This is a genomic window from Caldicellulosiruptor sp. F32 (genome assembly GCF_000404025.1).
GTDB lineage: Bacteria > Bacillota > Thermoanaerobacteria > Caldicellulosiruptorales > Caldicellulosiruptoraceae > Caldicellulosiruptor > Caldicellulosiruptor saccharolyticus.
On the sequence record NZ_APGP01000055.1, the window covers coordinates 1 to 25923 of the forward strand.

Annotated in this window: 25 protein-coding genes and 1 pseudogene; 8 read left to right on the forward strand and 18 right to left on the reverse strand. The window is 32.9% G+C overall.

The window, feature by feature from the left end:
- The 5 genes from H964_RS05570 to H964_RS05590 form a co-directional block, all read right to left on the reverse strand.
- The coding region (locus H964_RS05570; RefSeq protein ID WP_039765509.1) for an ABC transporter ATP-binding protein at positions 1-624 on the reverse strand (624 nt) is incomplete at its 3' end.
- A gap of 24 nt (positions 625-648) precedes the next feature.
- Positions 649-2244: a hypothetical protein gene (locus H964_RS05575; protein WP_039765511.1), complete on the reverse strand. Its 1596-nt coding sequence runs from the start codon at positions 2242-2244 to the stop codon at positions 649-651.
- Between the two features lie 111 nt (positions 2245-2355).
- Positions 2356-2673 carry a hypothetical protein gene (locus tag H964_RS05580; RefSeq protein ID WP_156823665.1) on the reverse strand — a complete coding sequence of 106 codons (318 nt, stop codon included), beginning with the start codon at positions 2671-2673 and terminating at the stop codon, positions 2356-2358.
- Positions 2674-3537: 864 nt separating this feature from the next.
- Positions 3538-5013: a stage IV sporulation protein A gene (gene spoIVA / locus H964_RS05585; protein ID WP_039765516.1), complete on the reverse strand. Its 1476-nt coding sequence runs from the start codon at positions 5011-5013 to the stop codon at positions 3538-3540.
- 82 nt (positions 5014-5095) lie between these two features.
- A complete protein-coding gene (locus H964_RS05590) occupies positions 5096-5818 on the reverse strand; it encodes an FTR1 family protein (RefSeq protein WP_039765518.1) in 723 nt (240 codons plus the stop codon).
- Between the two features lie 283 nt (positions 5819-6101).
- Between H964_RS05590 and H964_RS05595 the strand changes: the two genes are divergently transcribed.
- Together H964_RS05595 and H964_RS05600 are read left to right on the forward strand one after the other, a co-directional pair.
- On the forward strand, positions 6102-6320 hold the full coding sequence (locus tag H964_RS05595; RefSeq protein ID WP_039765519.1) for an FmdB family zinc ribbon protein: 219 nt from the start codon (positions 6102-6104) through the stop codon (positions 6318-6320).
- Between the two features lie 231 nt (positions 6321-6551).
- Positions 6552-6899, forward strand: a complete 348-nt coding sequence (locus tag H964_RS05600) for a hypothetical protein (RefSeq protein ID WP_193353817.1) — start codon at positions 6552-6554, stop codon at positions 6897-6899.
- Positions 6900-6950: 51 nt separating this feature from the next.
- Here H964_RS05600 and H964_RS05605 read toward each other — a convergent pair whose 3' ends face one another.
- Both H964_RS05605 and H964_RS05610 read right to left on the reverse strand, forming a co-directional pair.
- Complete coding sequence (locus H964_RS05605) at positions 6951-7832, reverse strand: NAD(P)/FAD-dependent oxidoreductase (RefSeq protein WP_039765526.1); 882 nt, start codon at positions 7830-7832, stop codon at positions 6951-6953.
- A 57-nt stretch (positions 7833-7889) separates the two neighbouring features.
- Positions 7890-8216 (reverse strand): cyclic-di-AMP receptor, encoded by a 327-nt coding sequence (locus H964_RS05610; protein WP_039765529.1) that lies wholly within the window; start codon positions 8214-8216, stop codon positions 7890-7892.
- A gap of 215 nt (positions 8217-8431) precedes the next feature.
- On the opposite strand from H964_RS05610, the gene H964_RS05615 reads away from it, so the two are divergent.
- Both H964_RS05615 and H964_RS05620 read left to right on the forward strand, forming a co-directional pair.
- On the forward strand, positions 8432-9172 hold the full coding sequence (locus H964_RS05615; protein WP_039765532.1) for an ABC transporter ATP-binding protein: 741 nt from the start codon (positions 8432-8434) through the stop codon (positions 9170-9172).
- Complete coding sequence (locus tag H964_RS05620; protein WP_039765535.1) at positions 9151-10401, forward strand: SufB/SufD family protein; 1251 nt, start codon at positions 9151-9153, stop codon at positions 10399-10401. The genes H964_RS05615 and H964_RS05620 overlap by 22 nt, the downstream gene beginning before the upstream one ends.
- Positions 10402-10509: 108 nt before the next feature.
- Here H964_RS05620 and H964_RS05625 read toward each other — a convergent pair whose 3' ends face one another.
- The 11 genes from H964_RS05625 to H964_RS05670 all read right to left on the reverse strand — a co-directional run bounded on the left by H964_RS05625 (position 10510) and on the right by H964_RS05670 (position 22304).
- Positions 10510-11697 (reverse strand): ABC transporter permease, encoded by a 1188-nt coding sequence (locus H964_RS05625; RefSeq protein WP_039765538.1) that lies wholly within the window; start codon positions 11695-11697, stop codon positions 10510-10512.
- Between the two features lie 20 nt (positions 11698-11717).
- Complete coding sequence (locus tag H964_RS05630; RefSeq protein ID WP_039765540.1) at positions 11718-13367, reverse strand: efflux RND transporter periplasmic adaptor subunit; 1650 nt, start codon at positions 13365-13367, stop codon at positions 11718-11720.
- Positions 13368-13386: 19 nt separating this feature from the next.
- Positions 13387-14049 carry a Yip1 family protein gene (locus H964_RS05635; RefSeq protein WP_039765542.1) on the reverse strand — a complete coding sequence of 221 codons (663 nt, stop codon included), beginning with the start codon at positions 14047-14049 and terminating at the stop codon, positions 13387-13389.
- 341 nt (positions 14050-14390) lie between these two features.
- On the reverse strand, positions 14391-14678 hold the full coding sequence (locus H964_RS12900) for a hypothetical protein (RefSeq protein ID WP_237738215.1): 288 nt from the start codon (positions 14676-14678) through the stop codon (positions 14391-14393).
- Between the two features lie 21 nt (positions 14679-14699).
- On the reverse strand, positions 14700-15338 hold the full coding sequence (locus H964_RS05645) for an ATP-binding cassette domain-containing protein (protein ID WP_039765544.1): 639 nt from the start codon (positions 15336-15338) through the stop codon (positions 14700-14702).
- Between the two features lie 37 nt (positions 15339-15375).
- On the reverse strand, positions 15376-15924 hold the full coding sequence (locus tag H964_RS05650; protein WP_039765547.1) for a stage II sporulation protein M: 549 nt from the start codon (positions 15922-15924) through the stop codon (positions 15376-15378).
- A complete protein-coding gene (locus tag H964_RS05655; RefSeq protein WP_039765550.1) occupies positions 15878-17629 on the reverse strand; it encodes a hypothetical protein in 1752 nt (583 codons plus the stop codon). The genes H964_RS05650 and H964_RS05655 overlap by 47 nt, the downstream gene beginning before the upstream one ends.
- 15 nt (positions 17630-17644) lie before the next feature.
- On the reverse strand, positions 17645-17815 hold the full coding sequence (locus H964_RS12905; protein WP_083931457.1) for an uberolysin/carnocyclin family circular bacteriocin: 171 nt from the start codon (positions 17813-17815) through the stop codon (positions 17645-17647).
- A gap of 434 nt (positions 17816-18249) precedes the next feature.
- Positions 18250-20094 (reverse strand): ABC transporter ATP-binding protein, encoded by a 1845-nt coding sequence (locus H964_RS05660; RefSeq protein WP_039765553.1) that lies wholly within the window; start codon positions 20092-20094, stop codon positions 18250-18252.
- On the reverse strand, positions 20087-21823 hold the full coding sequence (locus H964_RS05665) for an ABC transporter ATP-binding protein (RefSeq protein WP_039765555.1): 1737 nt from the start codon (positions 21821-21823) through the stop codon (positions 20087-20089). The genes H964_RS05660 and H964_RS05665 overlap by 8 nt, the downstream gene beginning before the upstream one ends.
- Positions 21816-22304 carry a MarR family winged helix-turn-helix transcriptional regulator gene (locus H964_RS05670; protein WP_011916103.1) on the reverse strand — a complete coding sequence of 163 codons (489 nt, stop codon included), beginning with the start codon at positions 22302-22304 and terminating at the stop codon, positions 21816-21818. The genes H964_RS05665 and H964_RS05670 overlap by 8 nt, the downstream gene beginning before the upstream one ends.
- A gap of 225 nt (positions 22305-22529) precedes the next feature.
- On the opposite strand from H964_RS05670, the gene H964_RS05675 reads away from it, so the two are divergent.
- The 4 genes and pseudogenes from H964_RS05675 to H964_RS05685 all read left to right on the forward strand — a co-directional run bounded on the left by H964_RS05675 (position 22530) and on the right by H964_RS05685 (position 25402).
- The gene (locus tag H964_RS05675; protein ID WP_039765558.1) at positions 22530-23267 is read left to right on the forward strand and encodes a DUF554 domain-containing protein; all 738 of its coding nucleotides are present in this window, start codon (positions 22530-22532) and stop codon (positions 23265-23267) included.
- Between the two features lie 126 nt (positions 23268-23393).
- Positions 23394-23771 carry a type VII toxin-antitoxin system HepT family RNase toxin gene (hepT, locus tag H964_RS05680; protein ID WP_011916101.1) on the forward strand — a complete coding sequence of 126 codons (378 nt, stop codon included), beginning with the start codon at positions 23394-23396 and terminating at the stop codon, positions 23769-23771.
- Between the two features lie 275 nt (positions 23772-24046).
- A pseudogene (locus H964_RS12910) lies at positions 24047-24211 on the forward strand (IS607 family transposase); the annotation flags it as partial.
- On the forward strand, positions 24206-25402 hold the full coding sequence (locus tag H964_RS05685; protein WP_039765589.1) for an RNA-guided endonuclease InsQ/TnpB family protein: 1197 nt from the start codon (positions 24206-24208) through the stop codon (positions 25400-25402). The pseudogene H964_RS12910 and the gene H964_RS05685, both read left to right, overlap by 6 nt.
- Positions 25403-25923 lie beyond the last annotated feature (521 nt).

Genomic DNA, 25923 nt, shown 5'->3' on the forward strand with positions numbered 1-25923 from the left:
GTTATCACAAATAACTTCAACATCTTCTAATAGATGTGTGGATATAAGTATACACCTCTCCTTCTTAATGCTATTTATTAAGTCCTTAAAAGCTTTTCTTTGTTGAACATCTATCGAAGCTGTAGGTTCATCTACAATGATTAAGCGTGATTCACCAATCAAAGCTTGTGCAATCCCTAATCGTTGCTTGATACCACCTGAATATGTTTTTATCTTCTTACAAGCATAATCGCCCAGTCCTGTAACTTCAATAATCTCATTTATCATAGTTTCCATTTTTGTCTTATCTAAAAACTTCTTATCGCATTTGAGGTTAATGGTCAAATATAAAAATTCCTTAGCTGTCAGTTGCGAATACGCTTCAAAACGCTGAGGCAAATACCCTATTAATTTTCTAATTTCCATCAATTGTGATGGATTAGCATAATCCAAGTCATTAAATATTATTTGTCCTTTACCATACTTTAGCAATGTCGCTAAGATTTTCATAAGTGTAGTTTTTCCACAACCATTAGGTCCTAATATGCACGTAATTCCGTCAGTGACTTCAAAGCTTATATTCTTTAAAACCTCTTCCCCTTTTCTGTAGCCAAAATACAGATTATTAACTCTAAGTAAATTCATAAATTTCACTCCTTGTTTTTTAGACTATTCACTACGCAAAAGAATTTTGTCTTTTAGTATTAACTCTTGTCTCGATGATACTCCATAATATGGACCTATTGATATCAGCTTAATATCTCTTCCCATATTCTTATAAGCTGAACTTATCGCTTGTATAGAGTCTGTCAATAAATAGTCACTTGTTTTCAAGTTTAATAATATTGCAGGTGCAATTATATCGATATTTTTTGTGTGCTTTTTAACAAAATATTTGCAACTGTATAAAAATACATTATCTAAAAAGCCATTAAGTGTATATTTGGAGCTACTCTTCTGATTAACATTGAGATTAGTTACTATATTTTTAAATGTTGTATTTAAAGTTATAGTAAAGTAAGCTCTGCCGTTAGAGTTAGACAGCAGCTTTGGATACCAATAAACTTCTGCAGGGAATAGTATAACTTCTCTGTTTAGCAAAAAATATGGTGAGTATAACTGATTTAAATATTCTGGTTTTCCACTGTACTCTAAATATAGATCAAATCTTTTTTTGTTTTTCTTGTTAATTTTTAGTATTATCAGATTGTCTTTTCTTTGATACGGATAATTTTGGTGGTCAACTAACAACCTGCTAACTGAAAATTCCTTATCCAGTGCAAAATACACTTTACTGTCCTTGTCGTTTGTTTTCTCTAACTCAATCAAAACTTTGCTTTTCATACTATTTTTTATATCTGCTTCTATTTCATATTTCAACACTTTAAAACTTGTAGTTTTTTCGCTGAATACCTGAGTTTCATAAATGCTATCTTTAAGCATTGAATAAGATTTTATTCCAATCAAAACAAAAAGCAGAATGCTTAAAAAAGAAATAGTCAGAGAATAAAAGATTTTCTGCCTATTAAATAATCTTTTCTGCATTAAATATACTTTTAAAATAAACAATCCAAATATTAAAAAAAGGAATGATAACAAATGATAAAAAAAATACTTATTCCACATGAATCCATATGAAAAGGTTATTGGAGTACTAAAATAATAGTTTCTGTCCGGATTCAGGATATAAAATAATTTATTGTTTTTTGAAGAAAAGAAGGAGTTCCACGGTCCCATTAAGAGATACACAATTATCAATACCACATATGAATAAAAACCATCTAAAAGTTCACTTATAATTAACGCTAACAAAATATAAATCAAAGACATAACAGTATATGAAATAAAAATGTAAATATAAACATCAACAACAAATTTTACCGCAATATATGATAGAACCCCTTTTACTGCAAGATATATTATGCCAAAAATTAAAAAATACAGCGAAAAAATACAGCTCAAAATCAAAAAAAACAACATATCTCCCACTGTTTTATGTAAAGAATATGGAAATGAAGAAAAAAAATCTTTTTGTGTTTTTCCAAAGGCATATACACAAATAAGCAGAACAAAAAAATAAAATGAAACAATAATAGACCAACAATTAAAAAACAAAGGTAAATCTATATCACTGCCATTGCCAGTATTGAGAATAAAAAAATAAGCAAGAGGTATTATAATACCAGAACCAATCAAAAGAACAAACCACCAACTTCTAATAATTTGCTTTAAATTTAACATCATAAAATCAGATATTCTTTTCAATTATTTTTCACCACCCATAATATGTTAAATTTTACTATATATTGTAAGGCTGTCTTCCATTTAAAAGTGTGTAAAGGAAGACAGCCTTTTTTTATTTTACATTTTTATGACTTAGTAATTTGCAAAAACCCTGCCAGATGTAGGCTTGTTATAATCCCAATCTTCAATCCTAAAATAATATGCATTTGTTGTTGACAAATCATTTAATTGGTGAGTAAAACCAGCAGTTTTTGTTACTGAAAAAACATTCTGATCTGGCCAATATTTTATTACTTTATAAAAGTCAATATTTACATACCTTGTTGACCCATCACTTGCTTCGTTAACTGAACAACCTATAGTGCTTGTCTTGCTTCCAAAATAACAATAACTACTATAAGTCACATGCGTAGAAGCAGTATGTGCCCAATTTTCACTGAAAGCTTTCACTGAAATTGAGATGCAGAACATAAAAATCAAAGTAATAATGACACTAATAAAAATTTTTTCTTTTTTTGAATAAAAGATTTTTGTATACCTCCTTTTCTCAATATTGTATCTTGCAATAAACTCCTTGGCGGCCGCAAAAAAGGAGTTTTTGCCCATACTTTCTACAATTTTGTTTCTCCATAGATTGAAAATTAAAACTTTTCATTTACCTTTTCTATAAGCTTACACTAAATAAATTGTTATACCTTTTTGATATTCAATTATGAAAAATTCTTATTATTTATATAACAACATCTTTTTAGTTTTATCTGAATTTGATAAATGTATTTGATTTATTTATCTTTTTTATTTATAATATTATCTTGTTTATAAATTCGTTTGTATAACCATTTTATGTATAGTCTATTTTATTAATATTTTACTTAAGCATGTTACATGTGTCAACAGTTATATTTTTCTTCTAACTGTTAATTTTTCTAATTGGCTCACTATAACTTTAAAATACTCTTTGTTTCTTTAAATCTCTATTTGATTTAAAGGACATAAAAACTTGTTGAACAAAACAATTAATAAAATGAGGGTGCTTTTTTCTTTTGTTACTATGTTTACTCTATATGGTTATTTCTTTTATTCAACAACCTCTATCAAATAATAAAAAATAATAGTGCATTTTGAAACACAGGAATTTTTAGAAAGCGCCTTGTTGCTTTTTAAGAAATTTTCAAGAGTCTTATAATAGCAAGCAAAATGTATTCATATTATAAAACCTCCACTATTAATCTTTTATCTCACATTGGGGTAATCAACAATACAAAAACTTGCCAAAACAAAAAGGTCCAGCTCCTTCGCAGTTGGACCTTTTTGTTATAGTATAATACAAATAAGCCCGCCACTTCCTTCATTTATAATTTTTTGCAATGTTTCTTTCAACTTTGCTTGAGCATCCTCTGGCATTCTGTATAGCTTGTTTTGTAAGCCCTCTTTTACAAGCTCATGTAGAGATTTTCCAAATATATTCGATTCCCAAATCTTTTTTGGGTCATCTTCAAACTCCCTCATCAAAAAGTTTACAAGCTCTTCGCTCTGTTTTTCTGTGCCAACAATTGGTGATACTTCTGTCTCAACCTCAACTCTTATAATGTGAAGAGACGGAGCTGACGCCTTTAATCGTACACCAAAGCTATTGCCTCTTTTGACTATTTCTGGAGTCTCTAAACTTAGCTCATCAAGCGATGGAGCAACTATCCCATAGCCTTTTTCCTTTGCTTCATTCAAAGCTTCTTTAAGTTTATCATATTCCTGTTTTATCTTAGAAAGGTCACTTAGAAGCTTTACTAAATGGTGATCTCCTTTTATCTCAAAACCGGTTGACTCTTCAATGATTTTGAAAAGCAGACCTTCTTTGAAATAAACACAGACTTCGCTTTTGCCATCGCCTAAGTTGATTGATACAATTTCGCATCTGCCTATACTCTCAAGCTGTTTTAAAACTTCAAGCTGATCTTTTATATGCCTTATTCTATCCACCTTACTTGCATACTCTTTTAGCTTATCATAGACCTCTCTTTTAAGCCACGATTCTTCAGAAAGCTCATCAAACCACTTAGGAAAGTTTATTTTCACTTCAATAATTGGAAATTCAAATAAAATGCTTTCTAAAATCCTTTTTACATCCTCAATCTGCATCTGAAGACAGTTTACAACCAAAACTGGCATTTTGTACTTCTCTTCAAGTTCTTTTTTGAGCTCTTGGGTGTCTGGTGAATACGGTTTTGCGGTATTCAGCACGATCACAAAAGGTTTCTGAAGGGATTTTAGCTCTTCTATTACCCTTTCTTCTGCCTTTATGTAACTTTCCCTCGGTATTTCAGTAATAGTGCCATCTGTAGTAATGACAATTCCAATTGTTGAGTGGTCCTGGATAACCTTTTTAGTGCCAATCTCTGCTGCCTCTTCAAACGGGATTGGCTTTTCAAACCAAGGTGTTGTGACCATCCTTGGATGGTTTTCTTCCAAATGCCCCATTGCACCTTCAACCAAATATCCTACACAGTCAACAAGCCGAACTTTCATTTTGGCATTGTCATCCAACAGTATTTCAACAGCTTCATTTGGAACAAACTTGGGCTCGGTTGTCATAATAGTTCTTCCTTGAGCGCTCTGTGGAAGCTCATCTTTTGCCCTTTCCTTTTTGTATTCATCTTCAATATTTGGAATGACAAAAAGGTCCATAAACCTCTTGATAAAAGTAGATTTTCCAGTTCTAACTGGTCCAACAACACCAATGTAAATATCGCCATTTGTCCGTTTTGCTATCTCTTTATAGATATCAACATCCATCAAAACAGCTTTCCCCCTAAAAATTTTTAATGGACTTGTCATTAAAAATATATTTTGCTCCAGGGGGAAATATTACAGAGATTTAAGTATTTGCTTTTTTGTCTGCTTTTACATTTGCTCTTATTAGCAAGACCAAAAATGTAATAAGATATACTATGCTCAAAGCATTTGGAATTGTATTGTTTGCAGTTTTTAAAACCTCTTTAAGGAGTTCTTTTGCCAAATCTTTTAAAATTTCAGATGAAATAGCCACTAAAATTAGCGTTGTAGCTATGAAAAAGACCTTTATATTTATTCTTCTTGAAAACCTAAATAACAAATAACCTGCTACTATTGCTGCAAGTATTCCAAAAAGAATCCCATAAAATAACCCAAAAGATTTGTCCTTGGCAAATGAAGCTAATGAGAATATAACCATCTCTGCACCTTCTCGGAAGACGTTGGCAAAAGAGAGTAGAAAAATCCCAACCGAATATTTCTGGAAATTAATAACCTTCTGGTAAGCTTCTTGTTTAAAATCTCTTTCTTGAAAGTTAATTGCCAAAACCAAAAACCAGGTAATTAAAATTAGCAACAGTGTCTTTAAGGCTATTTCAACTCCTTCAAACGATTCTTTTAACCTTTCATAAAACACGAACACAACAACACCAAGCAATATACTCAAAACAATCCCTAATACAAGACCAATGTTTAAACTTTTGAGCAAATTCCTTTGATTCAGCTTTTGAATAACACCTACCATCACAGCAATTACAAGAATTATTTCAAATACTTCCCTGAAAGCAATTATAAATCCTTGGAACATGATAACAACTCCTTTCTTTTTGAAATTGATTTTCATTTTCAATTGTAAAGCAATATAAAGAAAATGTCAAGTATTTCTATATGAATAGTATAGTTTAGTTGTATAATAAAAAGGGCTTGTTTACAGCTCTCCACACCTCAAATCATACCATCATAAAACAGTATTCTCAAATTTATTTTCATGAATTATTGAGATATACCTCTATTAGGTATATTGACTAATCTTTAAGTTTTGCCTATAATATCTAATAGAAATGCACATTGATAATAAGGGGGTATATGGTATGCCATTTTATGATTTGAGATGCAAAGAATGTGGCGAAGAGTTTAATGTCAGAGCATCTATAAAAGAAAGGGAAAACAAAGAGATCGAATGTCCAAATTGTCACAGTCATGAGCTTGAGGCAGTTTTCAAAAGTGTGAATATAATCTCATCCTCGAAGTCTTCTGATAGTGGCTATTCTTGTACAAGTGGATGCTGCGGGAGTTCCTGTGAATTTTAAAACAGGGGCAATCTTGAGTAAAACTTTTCAAGGTTGCCCTTTTGTTTTTTTATTTTTTGTGCGGTATAATTTAAAATATAGAAAACTTTAAACTTTCTTTAATTTTCAAAATGCATGAAAGAGAAGCTCTTTTTAATCTTTTAATTGAGGAAATCTTAAGCAGAAAAGACTTTTTTGAAACAAAAAAGAAGAGGTTTTTAGAAAAACTTGAAATTTTTAGGGTGAAATATGATGTATAGGATATTCTGCGAAAGCTATTATAATTATATCAAGAATTTTGAAGCCAAAGGCGCAAAGGATGAATATAGGTATAAAATTGCGAAGGTGTTTGAATTAATTGTAGACCCTCAAAAATTTTATAAAGAGAAAAGTAAAAACTCTGAAACTTATCAAAACCTTTGCGACCTTCTTTGCTATATGAAAGAAAATATCCATAGATACCCAAAATTCAAAGCTTTTTTGTGGACCTTAGAATCTCGTCAAATTGAACCAGATTACTGCGGCAAAACCCCTCAAAATGTACTTGAAGATCAGGCAAAGCTTGCAAATATGTTTTTAAACCTTATGTACTGGGAATAAGCTCCCATTTTTTAAATTTAAAAAAGGACCTCATCGGCTTTTTTGGCCGAATCAGTCCTTTTTCGTGAGAGCTTCCTTTATCCTCTTTACATAGCTTGAAGCAGAAAGCCCTGCAACAAGCCCTTCTCCCACTGCCTTTGCAACTTGATAGGGCCGTCCTGTACAATCTCCTGCTGCAAAAAGCCCTTCAATTGAGGTTTGCATATTTTTGTCCACTTTTATATGCCCCTCCTCTGTAAACTCCAAACCATAGATTAGTTGGTCTGCTGGCATTGTCTTTCTGATTATAAATATCCCGTCAACGCTTAAGATTTTATCCTCAAGCTCTATCGCATTTACAAATTCCTGGCCGGACACACTCTTTGGTCTTGACAAAATTACTTCAACATTGTCTTTAAAATGAAATTCATTTTTCTTATAAAGCGGAATGTAATAGAGCTTTTTTGCAAGCTCAGACAAATACTCTGCCTCTTCTTCGGCCTCAACACTTTCACCCACAACTGCTATCACTCTTCCTTTGTAAAGCATTCCATCACAAACTGCACAGTAACTAATTCCCCTTCCAACAAACTCAGCTTCATTCTCAAGAAGAGTTTTCTTTGGCGTCCCTATTGCCAAAATAACAGAATAAGCCTCATAAAATTCATTGCTGGCATTAATTGTGAAGATATTTCCTGACTTGTAGAAATTAATAACCTTTTTATTCACAATCTCAATATTGTACTTTTTAGCATGATCATAAAAGCTTCTTAAAAGCTCCTTTCCAGAGACGCCAAAAAAACCAAGATAGTTATTTATCTCAGGAGCTTTGTATATGGCAGAGTCTTCTTCCTTTGTTGCAAAAACAATTACACTTCTGTTTGTCTGAGCAAGATTAATAGCAGCAGAAAGACCGGCAGGTCCTCCACCAATTACCGCACACTCATAAATCATCTTCAACTTCACCCCTATATTATTATACCCACATAGGGTATATTTTAAAAGTACTTTTCAAACTTTTATAAAGTTCTCAACATCCAGCACAAATATTACAGCACCGCCCTGTTCTATCTTTTGCTTACTGACAAAAAACAAAGTTTGCAGCGCTGGTGGTAGCGTGCTTTTGCAAACCTCCTTCCTTGATGATACATTTTGTTTTATCAGTTCGATTATCTCATCCACCTTCTCATCCTCAGCACCAATCATGAATGTAACAGTCCCTCTATTTAAAAAACCGCCTGTTGAGTAGATAATTGTGGCCGGAACACCGTTTTCTATAAGCGCGAGGTTGACTTTGTTTCTGTCGGTATCTGAAACAATTGCCAGCAATAACTTCATATTTGTACTCCACCTTTTTTCTAACTTTATGTTTAATATTATTTTACCACATTTTTCTTTTGAAAATTTCATCATTTTAATAATATTACTAAAAATTTTTATGTTCCTTGTTTTCAAATATTCCAGTTATTGTTGTTAGCAAATGCAATTTTGGTGGTATAATTAGAGAGTATAAGGGCTAAAACATAAATTAATAGGCAAGGAGATGACAAAAGATGCTTGAGATTGTCGACCTTCATGTTGAGGTTGGGTCGAAAGAGATTTTAAAAGGCATTTCTCTCACAATCCCGGATGGTGAGACTCACATTCTGTTTGGTCCGAACGGAAGTGGAAAAACAACTCTGATGATGAGTATAATGGGGCTTCCTAAATATAAAATCCTATCTGGCAAGATTATCTTCAATGGTATTGACATCACATACATGCCAACACATGAGAGGGCAAAGCTTGGAATTGGAATGATGTTTCAAAAACCACCTGCTATAAGAGGAGTTGAGCTAAAAAAACTTTCTGAGATAATAAAGTCTTTGAGAAACACTGACGTAGATGTGGATGAGTATGCAAGGATTTTAAATTTAGAAGAACATTTATCAAGAGAAGTAAACTTGGGTTTTTCTGGTGGAGAAATTAAAAGGTCTGAGCTACTGCAGCTAATCTGCCAGCGACCAAACTTGGTGCTTCTTGATGAGCCAGAATCTGGTGTTGACCTTGACAATATCACTCTTTTAGGAAATATGATCAAAAAACTTCTAAAAGGCGAAAAGGTGAGAAAAAGACAGACCTCTGGCTTGATTGTTACACACACAGGCTACATTTTGGAGTATGTAAACGCAGACAAAGGTCATATTCTGATTGATGGAAAGCTTGTGTGCTCTGGTCCAGCAAAAGATTTGTTTGAAGAGATTAGGCAAAACGGTTTTGGGAGGTGCGAAGGATGCCTGCAAGACATTATATAGATGAAAATATTTTGGCTTTAGCAAAAAGTGCAGAGAATAAAAAAGCTGCATTTGGCACTGATATAGACTTGAGTCAGTTTGAAGAGGCTGATGAAAAGGAAGAGATAGATGAGCTTTCAAAACTTCCTGAAGAAATACAAAAGACAATCTTAAATGCCGGAATTGAGGTCAAAGAAGAAGGGCGCGTGGGAAGTTTTCTCCAGGTTGACCACTCTGTTGTCTACAAAAGACTTGCACAGAGCTACAGTGGCCAGCTTGAAATTCTGGATATAAATGAGGCACTTGAAAAATACCCAGAAGTTCGAGAAAAGTATTTTTGGAAGACAGTAAAACCTGACAGGGACAAATACACAGCATTTTCTGCTATGCACCCTGCACATGGATACTTTATTAGAGTTTTCAAAGGCCAAAAGGTGGAAAAGCCTGTTCAGGCATGTCTTTTATTGCAAGAAAATGCGAGAATTCAAAATGTACACAATATAGTAATTGTTGAAGAAGGAGCAGAGGTTCAGATAATCAACGGGTGTGCAACAGCACCAAAAGTAAAAGAAGGTCTTCACATTGGTATTTCTGAGTTCTACCTTGAAAAAGGAAGCAAGCTCACATTTACAATGATCCACAACTGGGCAGAAGATTTTTATGTAAGACCCCGCGGTGTGACGGTTGTTGAGGATGATGCTGTGTTTGTGTCAAACTATGTACTTTTAAAACCTGTGAAATCCATACAGTCGTTCCCCATTGCAATCTTGAAAGGTAAAAACTCAGTTGCATCTTTCAACTCACTTTTGTATGGGTTAAAAGATTCTGAGATTGACATGGGCTCTCATATCATCTTAGAAGGTGAAAATTCAAGTGGCCAGGCAATATCAAGGGCTATTGTAAAAGACAGGGCAAAGATTTACTCTCGTGGAGTGTTAGAAGCAAAGCATAACCAATCTCGTGCGCACTTAGACTGTCGTGGAATTTTGTTCTCTGAAGAAGGTGTGATGTATGCTGTGCCAGAGCTATTGTCAGACGGTGCGCCACAGAGCCATCTTTCACATGAGGCTGCAATAGGTCCGATTGCCGAAGAAGAGGTAGAATACCTGATGGCAAGAGGGCTTTCAAAAGACGAGGCAATATCTCTTATAACCCAAGGGTTTATGGATGTAAAAATACTTGGGCTTCCCAAGCATCTTGAAAATTATATACAGGAGCTTATTTTGCAGACCCAAGAGGAGAATATGTAAAAATAAAGAGGCAAGGCGGCAAAGCCTGAGCTACTATCCGTTTATTTGGATAGTTAAGGCTTCTTTTGTGCTAAAGTCTAAAGGGTTTGCTGCCTTGCCCATTATTTTTTATTCGTATCTTAGCGCCTCTATAGGATTTAAGCGCGCTGCCTTCTCTGCCGGAAGCATTCCAAAAATAACTCCTATTAAAACCGAAATTCCAAAAGCCACAAAAGCCCACTTTAGCGAATACACAGGCTCAACTCCAGGAATCCTTGAAATCCCCACCGCAATTACAAAAAACCCAAGTAATATACCAATTATACCACCAACACCTGTTATAACCATCGATTCTATGAGAAACTGTACTCTAATATCGCTTCTCTTTGCTCCAATTGCTTTTCGAATCCCAATCTCTCTTGTTCTTTCTGTAACAGACACAAGCATTATGTTCATAATTCCAATGCCACCAACCACAAGAGAGATTGTAGCAATGCCGCCAAGTATTATCATCAGAAGATATGTTATTTGATTGAGAGTCGACATAAGTTCAGACATATCATAGACTGAATAGTTTTCTTCTTTTTTTATAACATTGCTCAAATATGCTTTTATCCTTTTTTTGACCTCATTGTTCTTATCAGCAGAAACTGTACGTACCAAAAAATTTTTCACAAGCGCATAGTCGTCTGTGGAGAGGCTATTTAAGGCAAACAAGGGCACTATGATACTGTCGTCAACCGTGTTGTCCCTTCCGCCCTGTTTTTCTTTTAAAACTCCAACCACCTTGAAAACCTGACCATTTACGTTTATCTCTTGCCCCACTGGATTTTGGCTATTAAATAGCTTTTTCTGTATCCTCGAACCTATCACTGACACTTTTTGCCTAAAATCACTGTCTACAGGACTTATAAACCTTCCTTTTGAAAGTGCAAGGTTTTGTATCATCATGTACTCGGCTGTTGCACCAATAATCTGGCACTCCTCTTTTTTACCTCTGAAAATTGCCTGAGCAGGATATTGGACAAATGGACTCACACCCATGATAACATCGTTATTTTTCCTTGCAAACTCTAAAAATTGATCAACCGAAATATCTTCGCTCTTTGAAGCTGGATTTATAAAAACATACACAAGGTTTGTACCAAGCTTTTCTATCTCTTTTGTAATACCAGCTGTGGTGCCCTCAGCAAGCCCCACAGCTGCAACCACCGCTCCAACTCCTATGACAACACCAAGAAGCGTTAGAAATGACCTTAGCCTGTTGAGAAAAATGCTCTGGATTGCCATCTTGCAAGAAAGCAAAAACTTCTCCATCGTACAACATCTTCCCCTTTTTAGTAGAAAAGACTTTGACCCTGTTTTTCACTATCAAATTTTGGTAGCACTACTTCTTCGCCCTCGATAAGTCCTTCCAAGATTTCAACATATTTATCTGTTGTCATGCCAAGTTTGACCGGCCTTTTTTCTGCATCTTTATAGTAAGAGTTGTCAAGTCCGTATTCGTCTCTTTTCTGGCTGGTTTTTTGTTCTTTGTTTTTCTCAGAAGTTTTAGCCTTTTGTTGTGTGTAAACATACACATAATATTTTCCATCTTCTTTGTGAACTGCTTCAACTGGTACAACAAGCGCATCTTCTTTGGACTTTAAGATAATCTCTGCTTCTGCGTGCATCCCAATCTTTATATTACTGTTATTTTCAAATTCTATCTTAACAACAAACTTTGAGACGCTGCCATTGCTATCCGATTGTGCCTTTTCAGAAATCTCTGCAACATACCCTTCTAAAGGCCTATTTCTTGTACTTCCTACTGCATCAAGCTTTATGTTAACCTTCTGCCCTGGCTTTATCTTCAAAATGTCAAGTTCTTCCACCTGAGCACTTATCGCAAGGTGTTTCGGGTCATATACAGAACATATCATCTGCCCAACAGTCACCACATCACCATCCTGGAGATTCAAATCAGCTATTTTGCCGTCAATTGGAGCTAAAACCTCATAGTTTTTCAAATCATCTTCGGCTGCTTTTATTTGGGATTTTATATCCTCTATCTTCAAATCAAGCTGTTTTATTTGCATCTCAACCTCGTCGGTTGAAAACTTCAAAAGCAAGCTACCTGTTTTTATCATCTGCCCATTTTCAACAAAAACTTTCTCTATTCTGCCAGAAACAGGGCTTACAATGCTCTTTTTTGAAAGTACCTCTAAAATGCCTTCGCTAAGTGACATTACTTTTTCACCGTTTAAAAGTTTTAAACTTACACTTGCCCTCATACCCTCAGTCAAGCTACCATTTTTGTTTGAAACTACCACCTTCGCATCAAACACCATCGCACCATCCTGGTTTTTGTAAATCCTGCTTCCCAAGCCTTCAATAACACCATCGACCTTGTCCATAAGATCAGATACCACAACCTCTGCCTTCTGTCCTCTTTTTACCTTTCCATAGCACCAGGCAGGAAACTGGACATTTAGCTTCATCCTCGAGTCATCAACAATAGTCATTATCTGCATTCCTTGACTGACAAGCATACCTTCACTTGTTGTAAGATTTTGCACAAACCCGTCCTGGGGAGATTTTAAAGTAAAGTTTTGAAGCTCTCTTCGAAAATTTTCTCTTTGAAGTTCAAGATCAAGAAGCTGTCTTTTCAAAGCCTCTATCTTAAAAACTGCCTGGCTGTCATCTATCTTAGCGATTAAATCTCCTTTTTTGACATACTGCCCGTTTTTGACAAAAATCTTTTCTAAAGTACCATTTACTTTTGATAAAACATTCCTTGTGCTGCTGCTTTGCACAATGCCAGATACCAAAAGTGTTTGCTTTAAAGAAATCTTTTCTACCTTTGCAGTCCTTGGCTTAGATGAAGCATCCTTTTTGCTCCCAGATGGCATAGTTAAAACAACTGTTAAAATAAATCCCACTAATATAAGTAACACAATAATTACAGCTTTTTGCCAGTTTTTTAGACCTTTTGCAGTGTTTTGCATGTGAGAATACTCTCCTTTTTTATCTGCCACCAAACTTCATAAAGTTTTGTGTAAACATTGAAACAATCGGCATTATGAGTGTGACTGCACTATAGACAATACTAACAATAATACTTTTTGCTTTGTTAAGTTCACAGGCAGCAAACACCCCAATCCCAATTAGTACATATCGCCATATAGCAAACACATGCAGGTATGTTCTTATAAAATACTTAAAATTCATTTGAATATCCAAAATGTTCAAATTTACGACCCTGGCATATATCACATAGAAGATGTAATATGGAATCATTACAAGATTTGCAACTGCCACAATTGTAAGTGCTTTTTTGTAATCAATCTCACCACCTGCAAGCCTTACAATTATGAGCAAGACAAAAGAAGCAATAAAAAATGAAATAATGGTATGTAAAAATGTTGTTCCTGCTAAATAGATAGGTGATTTTGTAAATTTTAGGGTTTTTAAAGTAGCTTCTTGCATTTGCGGATCTTCAGTGATTTTTTTTACATACTCTAACATAGCTTCATCTGAGATTTTGGGCAAAAACAACGTAGTAAGTGCTGCTACTATCGGTATAAAAAATATTAAAATCAAAAAGTCTGGCTTTTCTTTGACTTTCTGAAATACTTTTATTGGTGAAATAACAAGATTCAGAAGATTTGATGGCTTCAAGTATTCCATACCTTAAACTCCTCCTTTTTAATTTAATCAAAATTTGCACAGTTACTTCTATTTCTTATGATTATTAGAATATCAACCACCTTTTATATTATAATTCATTTTTCAGTTTAAAACAACAATATTTTATGAACCTTTAATTTTGTTAAAATATTTTATTTCTTGTTCTACAAATCACAAGGATTTAATTAAAATTGCGCTTAGGAAGTCAAATTATGCTAAACCTTTTAAACAAAAGCACCATAATTGTCACCAATCCATTTAGCCCATATATACCAACACTTTGCATAAAAAGTGATGTCAATATTATACATACTAAAAATATTGGTATTACAATTGCAATTTTACTCACTCTTTTTGCTTTTGATAACCATTAATGTGATCAAAAAGCTAAAACAAAATTTATTACAAAAAATATTATGATCACAAATTGCTGTTTCTATTATTTTTTTTGTTTTTCTTCCTATTTTTAATAATTCTGCTTGAAACCACCCATGCCAAACAAATAATAAAATAAAAATTATTATTGCAGCTTTAATACTTTTAACATTAAAAAATACCTTTGCAATAACAGCACTCAATATAATTAAGATAACCCCAATAATATATAACCATATTTTTTTGTTACTCATTTTAAACCCTCCCTGACACAATTAATTAGCCTTTTGTAAAAAACCAAAGTCAATAATTTTATCATACATTAACTTATCATTATCTGAATGCGAAACAATTAAAAATGATTTATCCTGTTTTTTCATTTCAAAAATAATATTTGCCAAAGCTACTTTACTTTCTTTATCTAAACTATTAAATGGTTCATCCATGAGATACAACTCGGCATTTTTAGCCAGCATCATAGCTATAAACAATTTTTGTTTCATTCCTGCTGAATATTCTAAAATAGGTTGTTTTAGATACATATCTATATTTAATAAATTGCAAAATTCATACACTTTATTAGTGTACTCGTTTTCATTAAAAATATATGAAAAAAACTTTATATTTTTAAAGCCAGAAAGATTTTCAAGTAAATATATTCTGTCAGGAACATACGAAAATTTAAATTTTATATCAGAAAATTTTACTTGTTTACCATTCAAATAGGCTGCGTAAACCAGATTTTCATCATCAATTATTCCCATTAAAATTTTAAGAAATGTAGTCTTCCCACTTCCATTCGGTCCTATAATTTTTATTACCTCATTCTTATTTATAGACAAATTTAAATCTCTTATTATATACTTCTTCCCATCATAGCTATATCTGAGATTTTCTATTTGTAGATAAGCCATTTTATTTCACCTCAATAACGTGTAAGTTAATAATTTTTTATGCGTAATAAGATACAAGAGATTCGATAATTGCGGCACAAGCTACAAGAACAGTTGCCAAAAAAATTAAAAAAAGAACTCCTCTTAAATATATGTATGAGTGTCTTTGTTGATTCATTGAATTTTTTGAAATTACATAAACAACTTTCAAAGGATAATAACCTAACGACGAAAAAAGTAAAAACCCGGTAATCTCAAATATAGCATGTGGCAATATGTATCTAATAATTGGTAGCCACCCATAACTATTATAAACACTTGCAAGAATATAGCCCAAAGTAATTCCATTATATATAACGTAAAACGTTGTCCCTATCCCAAATGATATAATACCAAAAAGTAAAGCCTTTGAGCAAGTTAATATATTATTTTTAAATATATCTAAAAACGTCAATTTAGTTAAATTTATTTTAATATCTTTATTATAGCCTATAAGAATCCCTACACTTAAAGAAAGTCCATAAAACATAAGTGCAATTAAAAATAAGGGTTTAATCTCTTTAATAGTCTTTATTATAACTATCCTTAATTTTTCTTTTTTTTGCATAATTATCAACCTTCCCAACCCCTATACATAGACTTGAAACATAACAAAAACAAACAGCTATATAACAATACAACCATTCAACACCTTTAAGTAAAGAAAATATTGAGTTAACCATCAATAAGCAATTTGGTATAAATAATAAATAGTATCTTACAATTGTAATTGGAGCTTTAAGCGTAGTCATAATAAACCCATTATTTTCTGTCTCACTATATATGAGTAAATGTTGTATGTTTTTTGTGAAATATAAGTAATAAGGTTTTATTAATTGAACTATCGCATGCTTCATTGCAAACAAAATTATTAAAATATTGAACAAAAGAAAAACTGCCTTTAATTTCAAACTATACAAAAATATTAGTGTTATTAATAACGAACTAATCAGTATCGGTAAAGCAGAAAAAACAATTAGAACTTTAATTTTCGGTATCATTAGACCATCCCAAAATCTAAAATCTTCGCTACAGTATATTGCTAAACTTACTTTTTTGTCATAATTAAATTTAAATAAGTCTTCAATAATGAAATTGCATGTTCCAATATATCCATACATAATAAGATAAATACATATAAAATGAATAATTATGGAAACATAAAAACTCTGAATTGTTCCAACTACTGCTATACTCACACCTGTTGCAAAGAATAATTCGGATGGGAAAAGACATTCTATAATTTTATTTGGCTCTAAATTTTTGAGATAATTTATAAACAAGCATATATCCTTATAAAATCCAGCTTTTAATGAATTGTTATTTATTTTTGGTTTAGCATATCTACAAAATAAGTAACAAAATATGCTTTTCACTATACCATTAATGCTTCTTCCTTCTTTATAATGGAAAAGTCTTTTAGATTTGCCAAAGTTCTTTCTTAATATATAAAATATTATAAAGCAAATAATAATTTCTATTATTACAGCTACTATGTATGTCTTATAATTTTTCAACATATTATTAACTATATTAGACAAATCTTCTACTTTATGAACATAGTAATAATACTTTTTGTTAAAATGATTATTCATAATATTATCAAGGTTAATTAACATTTTTTCTAAAGGCACTTTTAAAGCTTTATACTTATTTATAATTGCACGTAAATCATAGATAAATTGAATTCCAAATTTAGCCATAAAAAATACAATTAACGTTGCGCAACTTCTCGAAAAAAGAAATGAAAAATAAATTCTATATGTAGTATTACTGTTTAAAATATATTTTAAACAGTAAATTAACAAAAAAAGTACTTCAATAAATACATAAAACACTAAAAGCCAAGTCATATTATGTAATAATGTTAAAATTATTATGAGAAACTTCATTAAAACAATTTCAATTTGTCTCGAAAAGTAGGGATACAGAAAAAACATCTTAAATGCTATTTCCTTGTTTGGTAAATATATGCATAATAACTCAAATTCTGATTTCTGTTGTAACCTACTTAGGCTAACGTTATAAAACAAATTTAAGCTTATCAATAAATAAACTAATAAAAAGATTAAACATTCCATATTTTTGTTATAATTATTCGAAATCTTTAACATCATACTTACTACGTAATAGAAAAAGACAAGGCTTAATATTTTTAACAGAATATAAATAATCTCCCATCTTTTTAAATTGAAAATTTTAGCAATTCTTTTATATTTTTTCGATAATTCTTCTTGGACAAGCAAAAAATATATTTTCAAAAACCTTGCCACTTTAACCCCCTCTTATCAATTTCGAGCTCTTAAAAAATCTTTAATTAAAAAATTTAATTTTGTGATAAAAGCTGTCCAGCCACCTGCCAAGATAACAGCACTAACCCCAGCTGTAAGAATAGATGTTAAAGCTAATATAATTGAAACTATTGTGGATCCAGTAAGTATAATATTTACGACAAGTATAGTTCAAAAATAAACTAATATCCATTAGTAATATAAATGTAGAACTATTACAGATAAACAATAGTATTTTCTCCACACTTTTTCATCCACTTAATATTTTAGTATCTCAGCTTCTCTACTTTCTTTATTTAGAGTATTTTACTTTCAAACCATTTTTTCTGTAAATTTTTTCTTGAAACTTCTATGCAAATTTTATCTTATATATTTTCACTCTGTCAATGCCGTTTTTTGCCTATTTATAGTTAAATTTTTAAATGAAGGCATATTTTCTCATATAGCTTAAAATTTCTCTAATTTTCTTGAGTTTAAAAAGCCAAACCTGCAAACAGTTAAAATATATGGTTTCTGCGTTTAGAAAGAAAAAGCCATAAGTCAACTTGTTCAGTAATCTTTAAAAGTTTTTGACTTCAAGCTTTATTTTCAAACTAACAACTCTACACCACCGCAAACTGACTCATATAAAGGTTATAATAAAATCCTCTCTTTTGCAAAAGCTCTTCATGCGTTCCCTGTTCAACAACTTGACCATTGTTTATAACCAAAATCAAATCAGCATTTCTGATAGTAGAGAGTCTGTGAGCGATGACAAAGCTTGTTCGACCATGCATGAGCTTTAGCATTGCCTCTTCTACATGCTTTTCTGTCCTTGTGTCGATATTGCTTGTCGCCTCATCTAAGATGAGTATTGCAGGGTCAGATAAGATTGTCCGGGCTAAAGCCAAAAGCTGTCTCTGTCCTTGGCTAAGGTCTGCCCCGCCATCTGTTAGCACTGTTTTGTAGCCGTGTGGCAGATGTTTTATAAACTCATGAGCATTTGCAATTTTAGCTGCTTTTATAACTTCGTCGTCTTTTGCTGTGAGCTTTCCATAACGAATATTTTCCATAACAGGCTCAGAGAAAAGGTATGTGTCCTGAAGCACAATCCCAAGGCTTTTTCTCAAAGACTCTCTTTTTATCTTCCTTATATTAATCCCATCAATGAGAATCTCACCTCTGTCAATATCATAAAACCTTGTAAGCAAATTGACAATTGTAGTTTTGCCAGCACCAGTTGGACCTACCAAGGCTATCATCTGCCCCGGTTTTGCATGAAAGCTTACATCTTTTAAAACAGGTTCACCTTCTTTGTAAGAAAACCACACGTTCCTAAATTCAACCTCACCCTTGATATTTGTAAGCTCAATAGCATCTTTTTCATCTTCTCTTTCTTCTTCCTCGTCCATTATCTCAAATACTCTTTCTGCTGCAGCAAAGGCAGATTGAAGCTGGTTGAACTGGTTCGCAAGCTCATTTAAAGGACGTACAAACTGTCTTGCGTACTGGACAAAGCTTGCAATACTGCCTACTGAAACAGCACTTTTTAGCGCTAAATACCCTCCTACTGCTGCAACAATTATGAAAGCAAAGTTGTTGAGCATATTCATAAGCGGTGGAATTACCCCAGATAGAATCTGGGCTTTTATTCCAACCGATGTTAGCTGCCTGTTTATATCAATAAACTTGTTTATCTCCTTTTCCTCTCTTGTGAACACCTTTATCACTTTTTGACCTGTGATGTCCTCTTCAATAACCCCATTGAGTTTTCCAAGTAGTTTTTGGTTTTGTGAAAAGTACTCTTTTGTGTAATTAGCAATCCAGTTTGTTAAAACGAACATAAGAGGCACAATAAGCAGAGTACAAACTGTTAAAATGGGGCTTATTGTCAACATGACAATGACAGAGCCCACAAGTGTAATTACGCTTGAGAAAATAGAAGTGATACTTGCATTGATGGTGTTGTTGACAACATCTATATCGTTTGTAAGCCTACTCATCAGATCGCCATGAGCGCGTGTGTCAAAGATTTTTATAGGAAGTCTTTGAAGCTTTGAGAACATATCATTTCGCATATTGAAAACAACTTTCTGTGAAATTTTCATCATGCTATAGCCTTGAAAATATGCAAAGAGCGAGTTTAAAATATATAAAACAATCATTGCAAAGATTATATTTACAAGCCCTGTAAATTTTCTGGGGATTATATACCTATCTATGGCTTTTTGTACCAAAAGCGGCGAGACTATTGAGATAAATGAGCTAATTGTTATTAGCAAAAACACACCCAAAAGTGCAATTTTATAACTGCTAAAATAACCCCATAACCTTCTGAGTGTATTTTTTAAATCCTTTGGTTTTGCAGAAGGATGAAAAAATCTGTGTCCTGGTCCTCTTCCTGGTCCAGGACCAGGTCCAAAGGCAGGTTGCGGTGTTTGCACCTCTTTTCTTCTTCCTTCAGGCAACTTCTTTTTCCCCCTCTCCCATTTGAGTCTGGTAAATCTCCTGATAAATCGGGCAGCTCTTTAAAAGTTCTTCATGTGTACCCTGTGCTACAATCCTTCCACCATCCATCACCAAAATTTTGTCTGCATGTTTTATAGAAGAAATTCTTTGAGCAATTATAAATGTAGTGGTACCTTTGATATATTCTTTCAAGGCTGCTTGGATTCTCTTTTCTGTTGCCATGTCAACAGCTGATGTGCAGTCGTCTAAAATGAGTATTTTAGGTTTTTTCAAGATAGCCCTTGCAATAGAAATTCTCTGTTTTTGCCCACCAGAAAGATTCACACCTCGCTCAGATACCTCTGTGTCATAGCCCTTTTCAAAACTCATTATAAAGTCATGAGCCTGGGCAACTTTTGCTGTCTCTATTATCTCTTCCATTGATGCATCTTCATTTCCCCATGCAATGTTATCTTTTATAGTCCCTGTGAAAAGTACAGTATCCTGCAATACCATGCTGATATTCTTTCTCAAAACAGTCACATCATAGTCTTTAACATTTATTCCGTCAATCAAAATCTCGCCTTCTGTAGCATCGTAAAGTCTTGGGATAAGACTTACTAAAGTTGATTTTCCTGAACCTGTTGTACCGATTATCCCAACAACTTCACCTGGCTTTGCAACAAAAGAGATCCCATCAATGGCAGGGCTGTTTTCTTCTTCATTATAATAAAATGTGACATTTCTAAATTCTACCTTTCCTTCTTTTATAGGAGTTGTAATTGCCCCATCTTTGTTCTTGATGTCAATCTCACAATTCAAAACCTCATTTATTCTCTCAGCAGACGCACTGGCCCTTGTAATGAACAAAAAGATATTGCCTATCATCATTAACGAAAATAGAATTTGCAATGTGTAGTTTATAAATGCCATAAGTTCACCAACCTGCATATTGGCTGCTTTTATCTGAACTGCCCCAAACCATACAACCCCTACCATACTCATGTTCATCACAAGCACAAAAAGTGGCATTGTAATTACAATCAGTCCAAAGGCTTGGAATGATATATTCAAAAGGTCTTGATTTGCCTTTAAAAACCTTGACTTTTCATGTTCATGCCTGACAAATGCCTTTACAAGTCGAGCTCCCAGTAAATTCTCACGCATAACTGCATTGACCCTATCTATTTTCTTTTGAAGAGTTGAAAACAGTGGAAAACTCTTTTTGACCATAAAGTAAAATACCAAAATTACAAAGGGAATTGCAATAAACAAAATGATGGAAAGCTTTGGATTTATCATAACTGCCATCACAAGCCCGCCAATGAAAAGAAGAGGTGCACGCACCACAATCCTCAGCATCATCATGACAACATTCTGAATCTGCATAACATCGTTTGTAAGCCTTGTGATAAGAGTTTCTGGCTTGAATTTATCAATGTTTTTGAACGAAAATGCCATTACCTTCTTGAACAGGTCATTTCTTAAATCAAATGCAAAATTCTGGCTTGCAATACTCGAGAAAACAACACATCCGCCACCGCCAACCATCCCAATTAACGCTGCCAAAATCATCAAAAGCCCGGTTCTGAAAATGTATGCCATATCCCCGTTTTTGAGTCCAACATCTATTATTCTCTCCAAAAACCTTGGCTGCATGAGGTCCATCACAACCTCTAAAAGCATAAAAAGCGGAGCCAATACCACTGCCCATGTATAGGGTCTTAAATATCTAAAAAGCTTAAACATTAATTTCTTCATCCCCCTTTTGCTGACCTGTACTTATCATTTTCACCACAAGCTTTTTTAGCCTTTTTAGCAAATACCAAAGTTCCTCGATCTCGTCCTCAGAAAGCTTTTCAAGACTTTTTCCCAGGTTTTGATTTACCCATTGCATATGAAGTTCAAGCAACCATTTGCCTTTTTCTGTCGTTTTGATTATGGAAATTCTCCTGTCTGATTCATCTTTTATCCTATCTATATACCCTTCTGAAATAAGTTTGTCTAAAACTGGTGTCATGTTGGGTGCAGAGATAGAAAGCCTTCTTGCAAGCTCAGATATACTCATTGGTCCAAAACTATCTACGACATGCAAAATATGGATAAATCGTGGTGGGAGCCCATACTTTTCAGTAAATTCGTCCTTTTTTAAAATGTTTTTTGTTATCATCGGAAATATAGATAACATATTTTCAGCTATTTGACCTAAAATTTTTTTAGAGAGATTCACTCTTGTGCACCACCTTTTTAAAAAAATTTGAAATTGCAATTGAAAAATAATATAATATCCAAAAAAAATGTTATTTTAACATAAAGAAGTTTCAAAAATTATTATAAAAATATAATCGACTTTTATTGAAACCTTATATGATTAATATGAAATAGTTATTTTTACATAACTATTATAACACATTTACCTGACCATCAGCAAAATTTTTATGAAGGAGCTGACAAAATGATAGGTCTTGGGACTATTGTAAACACTGCTGCTGTAATTGTAGGCTCGATTTTGGGGCTTGTGTTAAAGTTTGGAATCCCAGAAAGGTTCAAATCTACAATTATGCAGGCAATATCGCTATCTGTCATCTTCATCGGAATATCGGGGGTGCTTCAGGGCATATTCAAAGTTCTAAATAGCGGCAGAATTGACAGGCAGTACATAATGCTTATGATATTCTCACTTGTAATTGGCGGATTTGTAGGTGAAATATTGAAAATTGAAGATTTTTTGGACAGACTTGGTGAGAAAATAAAAAAGGCAGTATCGAAGGTGATAAAATCAGAAAATTCTACATTTACAGAGGGGTTTGTCACGGCAAGCCTTGTGTTCTGTGTTGGAGCCATGGCAATTGTAGGGTCTTTGGAAGATGGACTGAATCGCAATTTTTCTATTCTCTTTGCAAAGTCTATTTTAGACGGAGTAACATCCATAATATTTTCAGCAACACTTGGAATAGGCGTTATGTTTTCAAGCGTTGCAGTGCTTATATATCAAGGTAGCATAACTCTTTTAGCTGGCTTGATAAAACCATTTTTGACAGACACAGTTGTTTTGCAGATGTCAATGGTAGGCTCTGTTTTGATATTTGCAATAGGTCTTAATATGCTTGGAGTATCTAAAATCAAAGTGGGCAATCTTCTCCCTGCAATATTTGTGCCTGCCCTGTGGTATGTGGTTAACTTGCTAATTTGAATTTTTTAGACTTTTGGAACTGGCATGTCTTTACTGATTATTTTTTAGAAATTCCTCAGGAAGCTGAAGACTTTAGAGAAACTCTTTTAGAAATTTTTAAGATAAGGCTGGAAAGAAGGAATAAAAGTGCTTGAACATCAAAATAAGTTGAGTATATTGAAAAGAGTTAACTTTATTTACTTAGAAATTGAAGATTTGGAACAGTATAAAAACTCAACTTTTGAAGAATATAGGAAAGACAGGTTTATAAGGCGAAACGTTGAAAGAATAATTGAAAATATTGCAAATGCTATAATCGACATATTAAAAATTATTATTGCAAACTCAGATGTTCAAGTACCTGACTTTTACAGAGAAATGATATTAAAACTTTCTGAATTCAATATAATAGATATTGCTCTCGCTACATCTATCGCAGAAGTTGCAAGATTGCACAATATACTAGCTCACCAATATTTAGATATTCGATGGGAATATTTAAAAAATTTTATTGACGAAAAATAGGAGATGTTTATAAATTTTTAGAGAATATTTTGAATTTTGTAAATTCTATTTGGTCATTTATGTTTAATGAAGCATAAATATTACTTTGTATTTTTTCTTTAAATTTCTATGGAATTCACGAAACTAAAAAATTCATAAGTACTAAATTTTTATTTTTAAACTTGAAGAATTTACTTAGAAAAAAAATCATCATCTTGACCAATTAAAAAAATATTCTTGATATAGTGGCAAAAATTAATAAACAGTTTTAAACATATTAAGATTTTTGATAAAATATATTTGCATACGTAAAAGAAGGCAGAATAAGAGTAACAGTTATGCCAAATGGATTTTATAATTATAACCAGGAAGACGTATACAAAATTTTTATGAAAGGTGTTAAAAGAAAAACATATATTTGTGCAAGAGTTTCAACTCCAAAACAAAAGAGGTGTTTGAAGATAATAGTCAAGAGAGTGGAGAGAATACAGATAAAGAGAAATCATGAGTTTTGGAATTATTGTGATAAAGTGTGTTTTGCAGCAAAGAATTTATACAACTTTGCAAACTACACTGTAAGACAGGAATTTATACACAAAGGCAGATGGATAAGATACAGAGAACTTGACAAAATGTTAAAAGAACATGAGACTTATAAAAACTTGCCTGCCCAAACATCACAGCAAATCCTAAGACTTCTTGATAGGAACTGGAAGTCATTTTTTAAAGCTATAGAAGAATGGAGTAAAGATAAAACCAAATTTTTGGGCAGACCTAAATCGCCAAAGTATAAGAAGAGAGACGGCAGGAGCATAGCTATTTTCACAAATCAGCAGTGCAGGATTAAAAATGGTTATTTGACTTTTCCGAAGACAGAATTAAAGCTAAAGACAAGAATAACAGACAAATTAAAAGAAGTCAGGATAATTCCAAAAGGAAGCATTTATGTAGTTGAAATAGTTTATGAAAAGGAAATAGCAAAGATACAAAGACCACCAAAGAGGATAGCAGGAATAGATTTAGGGCTTAATAACTTTGTAACTCTGGTAAATAACATAGGCATAAAGCCTATTGTTATTAATGGCAAAGTTATTAAGTCAATAAATCAGTATTACAACAAGAAAAGAGCACAGCTTATGAGTTATGTAGGCAACAGAGGCAGTAGCAAAAGAATAGAGAAGTTGACTTTAAAGAGGAACAACAAGATTAAGGATTTTATGCACAAAGCAAGCCGTTTTATAGTTAATTGGTGTAAACAATATGATATAGACACCCTTGTTGTTAGGTATAATCCGAATTGGAAGCAGGAGATAGAGCTTGGCAAAGTAAATAATCAAAATTTTGCTTCGATACCATTTTATCAGTTTGTAAATATGCTCAAATATAAGTGTGAAGAAGAAGGAATTAACATAATAATTACAGAAGAGAGCTACACAAGTGGCTGCAGTTTTTTAGATGGAGAAGAAATCAATGAAATAAACTATAATCCACGTCGAAGAATAAAGAGAGGCTTATTTAGGAGCAACAAAGGGATATTAATAAATGCGGATGTGAACAGTGCGTATAATATTATAAGAAAAGTATTCCCCGAAGAATTTGCTAAGGGGATAGAGGGTGTGGGGTTACACCCAGTTAGGCTGAATATAGTCTAACTAAGAATAGTGTTTAATAAAATTTTTAATTATTTTTAATATTTTAAACACTATTCATAACTTAAAACGAGAAAAGGGGTACAATTGTTAATAGAAAAGTGTTTTTTCTCAAGTAAGTTTTGTCGGTAACCGGCACCCGACTAATAAAATGCCGGCTCGTAAGTTCTCAAAAAAGAGCCCTCTATTTTGAGGGCTCTTATTCTATATATTCTAAAAAAGGGGAAATCATGCGTGAAACCTCAACTCCACTTTTTATCCAAACTCCTCAACAAAGAAAGGGGCGGAGGTAAAGGACAAAGCCTTTGACCAATCCAGCCCCTTCCAAAATCTATTCTAAAAGGAGGAGTCTCTTGTTGGCATCTTTTGTTCTTTTCTCGTTAGCCTTTCTACTTAATATTTAACCCAAAATTTTTTAAAAAAGTATAAAGAAATGTTTAAAAATTTGTAAACAATCTTTTAATAAAAACATGACATATGTCACTACAAAAATTTCTTCAATAGTATATTCTAATTATTGAAAG

What these genes read in the sequence shown, in the direction of transcription:
- H964_RS05615 (WP_039765532.1), top strand. Translation starts at nt 8,432, where the DNA reads ATGCTTGAGATTGTCGACCTTCATGTTGAGGTTGGGTCGAAAGAGATT.
- H964_RS05630 (WP_039765540.1), bottom strand. Translation starts at nt 13,367, where the DNA reads ATGCAAAACACTGCAAAAGGTCTAAAAAACTGGCAAAAAGCTGTAATT.
- H964_RS05665 (WP_039765555.1), bottom strand. Translation starts at nt 21,823, where the DNA reads ATGTTTAAGCTTTTTAGATATTTAAGACCCTATACATGGGCAGTGGTA.
- H964_RS05605 (WP_039765526.1), bottom strand. Translation starts at nt 7,832, where the DNA reads ATGATTTATGAGTGTGCGGTAATTGGTGGAGGACCTGCCGGTCTTTCT.
- H964_RS05610 (WP_039765529.1), bottom strand. Translation starts at nt 8,216, where the DNA reads ATGAAGTTATTGCTGGCAATTGTTTCAGATACCGACAGAAACAAAGTC.
- H964_RS12900 (WP_237738215.1), bottom strand. Translation starts at nt 14,678, where the DNA reads ATGAGTAACAAAAAAATATGGTTATATATTATTGGGGTTATCTTAATT.
- H964_RS05635 (WP_039765542.1), bottom strand. Translation starts at nt 14,049, where the DNA reads ATGGAATACTTGAAGCCATCAAATCTTCTGAATCTTGTTATTTCACCA.
- H964_RS05600 (WP_193353817.1), top strand. Translation starts at nt 6,552, where the DNA reads ATGTATAGGATATTCTGCGAAAGCTATTATAATTATATCAAGAATTTT.
- H964_RS05645 (WP_039765544.1), bottom strand. Translation starts at nt 15,338, where the DNA reads ATGGCTTATCTACAAATAGAAAATCTCAGATATAGCTATGATGGGAAG.
- H964_RS05675 (WP_039765558.1), top strand. Translation starts at nt 22,530, where the DNA reads ATGATAGGTCTTGGGACTATTGTAAACACTGCTGCTGTAATTGTAGGC.
- spoIVA (WP_039765516.1), bottom strand. Translation starts at nt 5,013, where the DNA reads ATGGATGTTGATATCTATAAAGAGATAGCAAAACGGACAAATGGCGAT.
- H964_RS05625 (WP_039765538.1), bottom strand. Translation starts at nt 11,697, where the DNA reads ATGGAGAAGTTTTTGCTTTCTTGCAAGATGGCAATCCAGAGCATTTTT.
- H964_RS05590 (WP_039765518.1), bottom strand. Translation starts at nt 5,818, where the DNA reads ATGTTCCAAGGATTTATAATTGCTTTCAGGGAAGTATTTGAAATAATT.
- H964_RS05595 (WP_039765519.1), top strand. Translation starts at nt 6,102, where the DNA reads ATGCCATTTTATGATTTGAGATGCAAAGAATGTGGCGAAGAGTTTAAT.
- H964_RS05650 (WP_039765547.1), bottom strand. Translation starts at nt 15,924, where the DNA reads ATGCAAAAAAAAGAAAAATTAAGGATAGTTATAATAAAGACTATTAAA.
- H964_RS05620 (WP_039765535.1), top strand. Translation starts at nt 9,151, where the DNA reads ATGCCTGCAAGACATTATATAGATGAAAATATTTTGGCTTTAGCAAAA.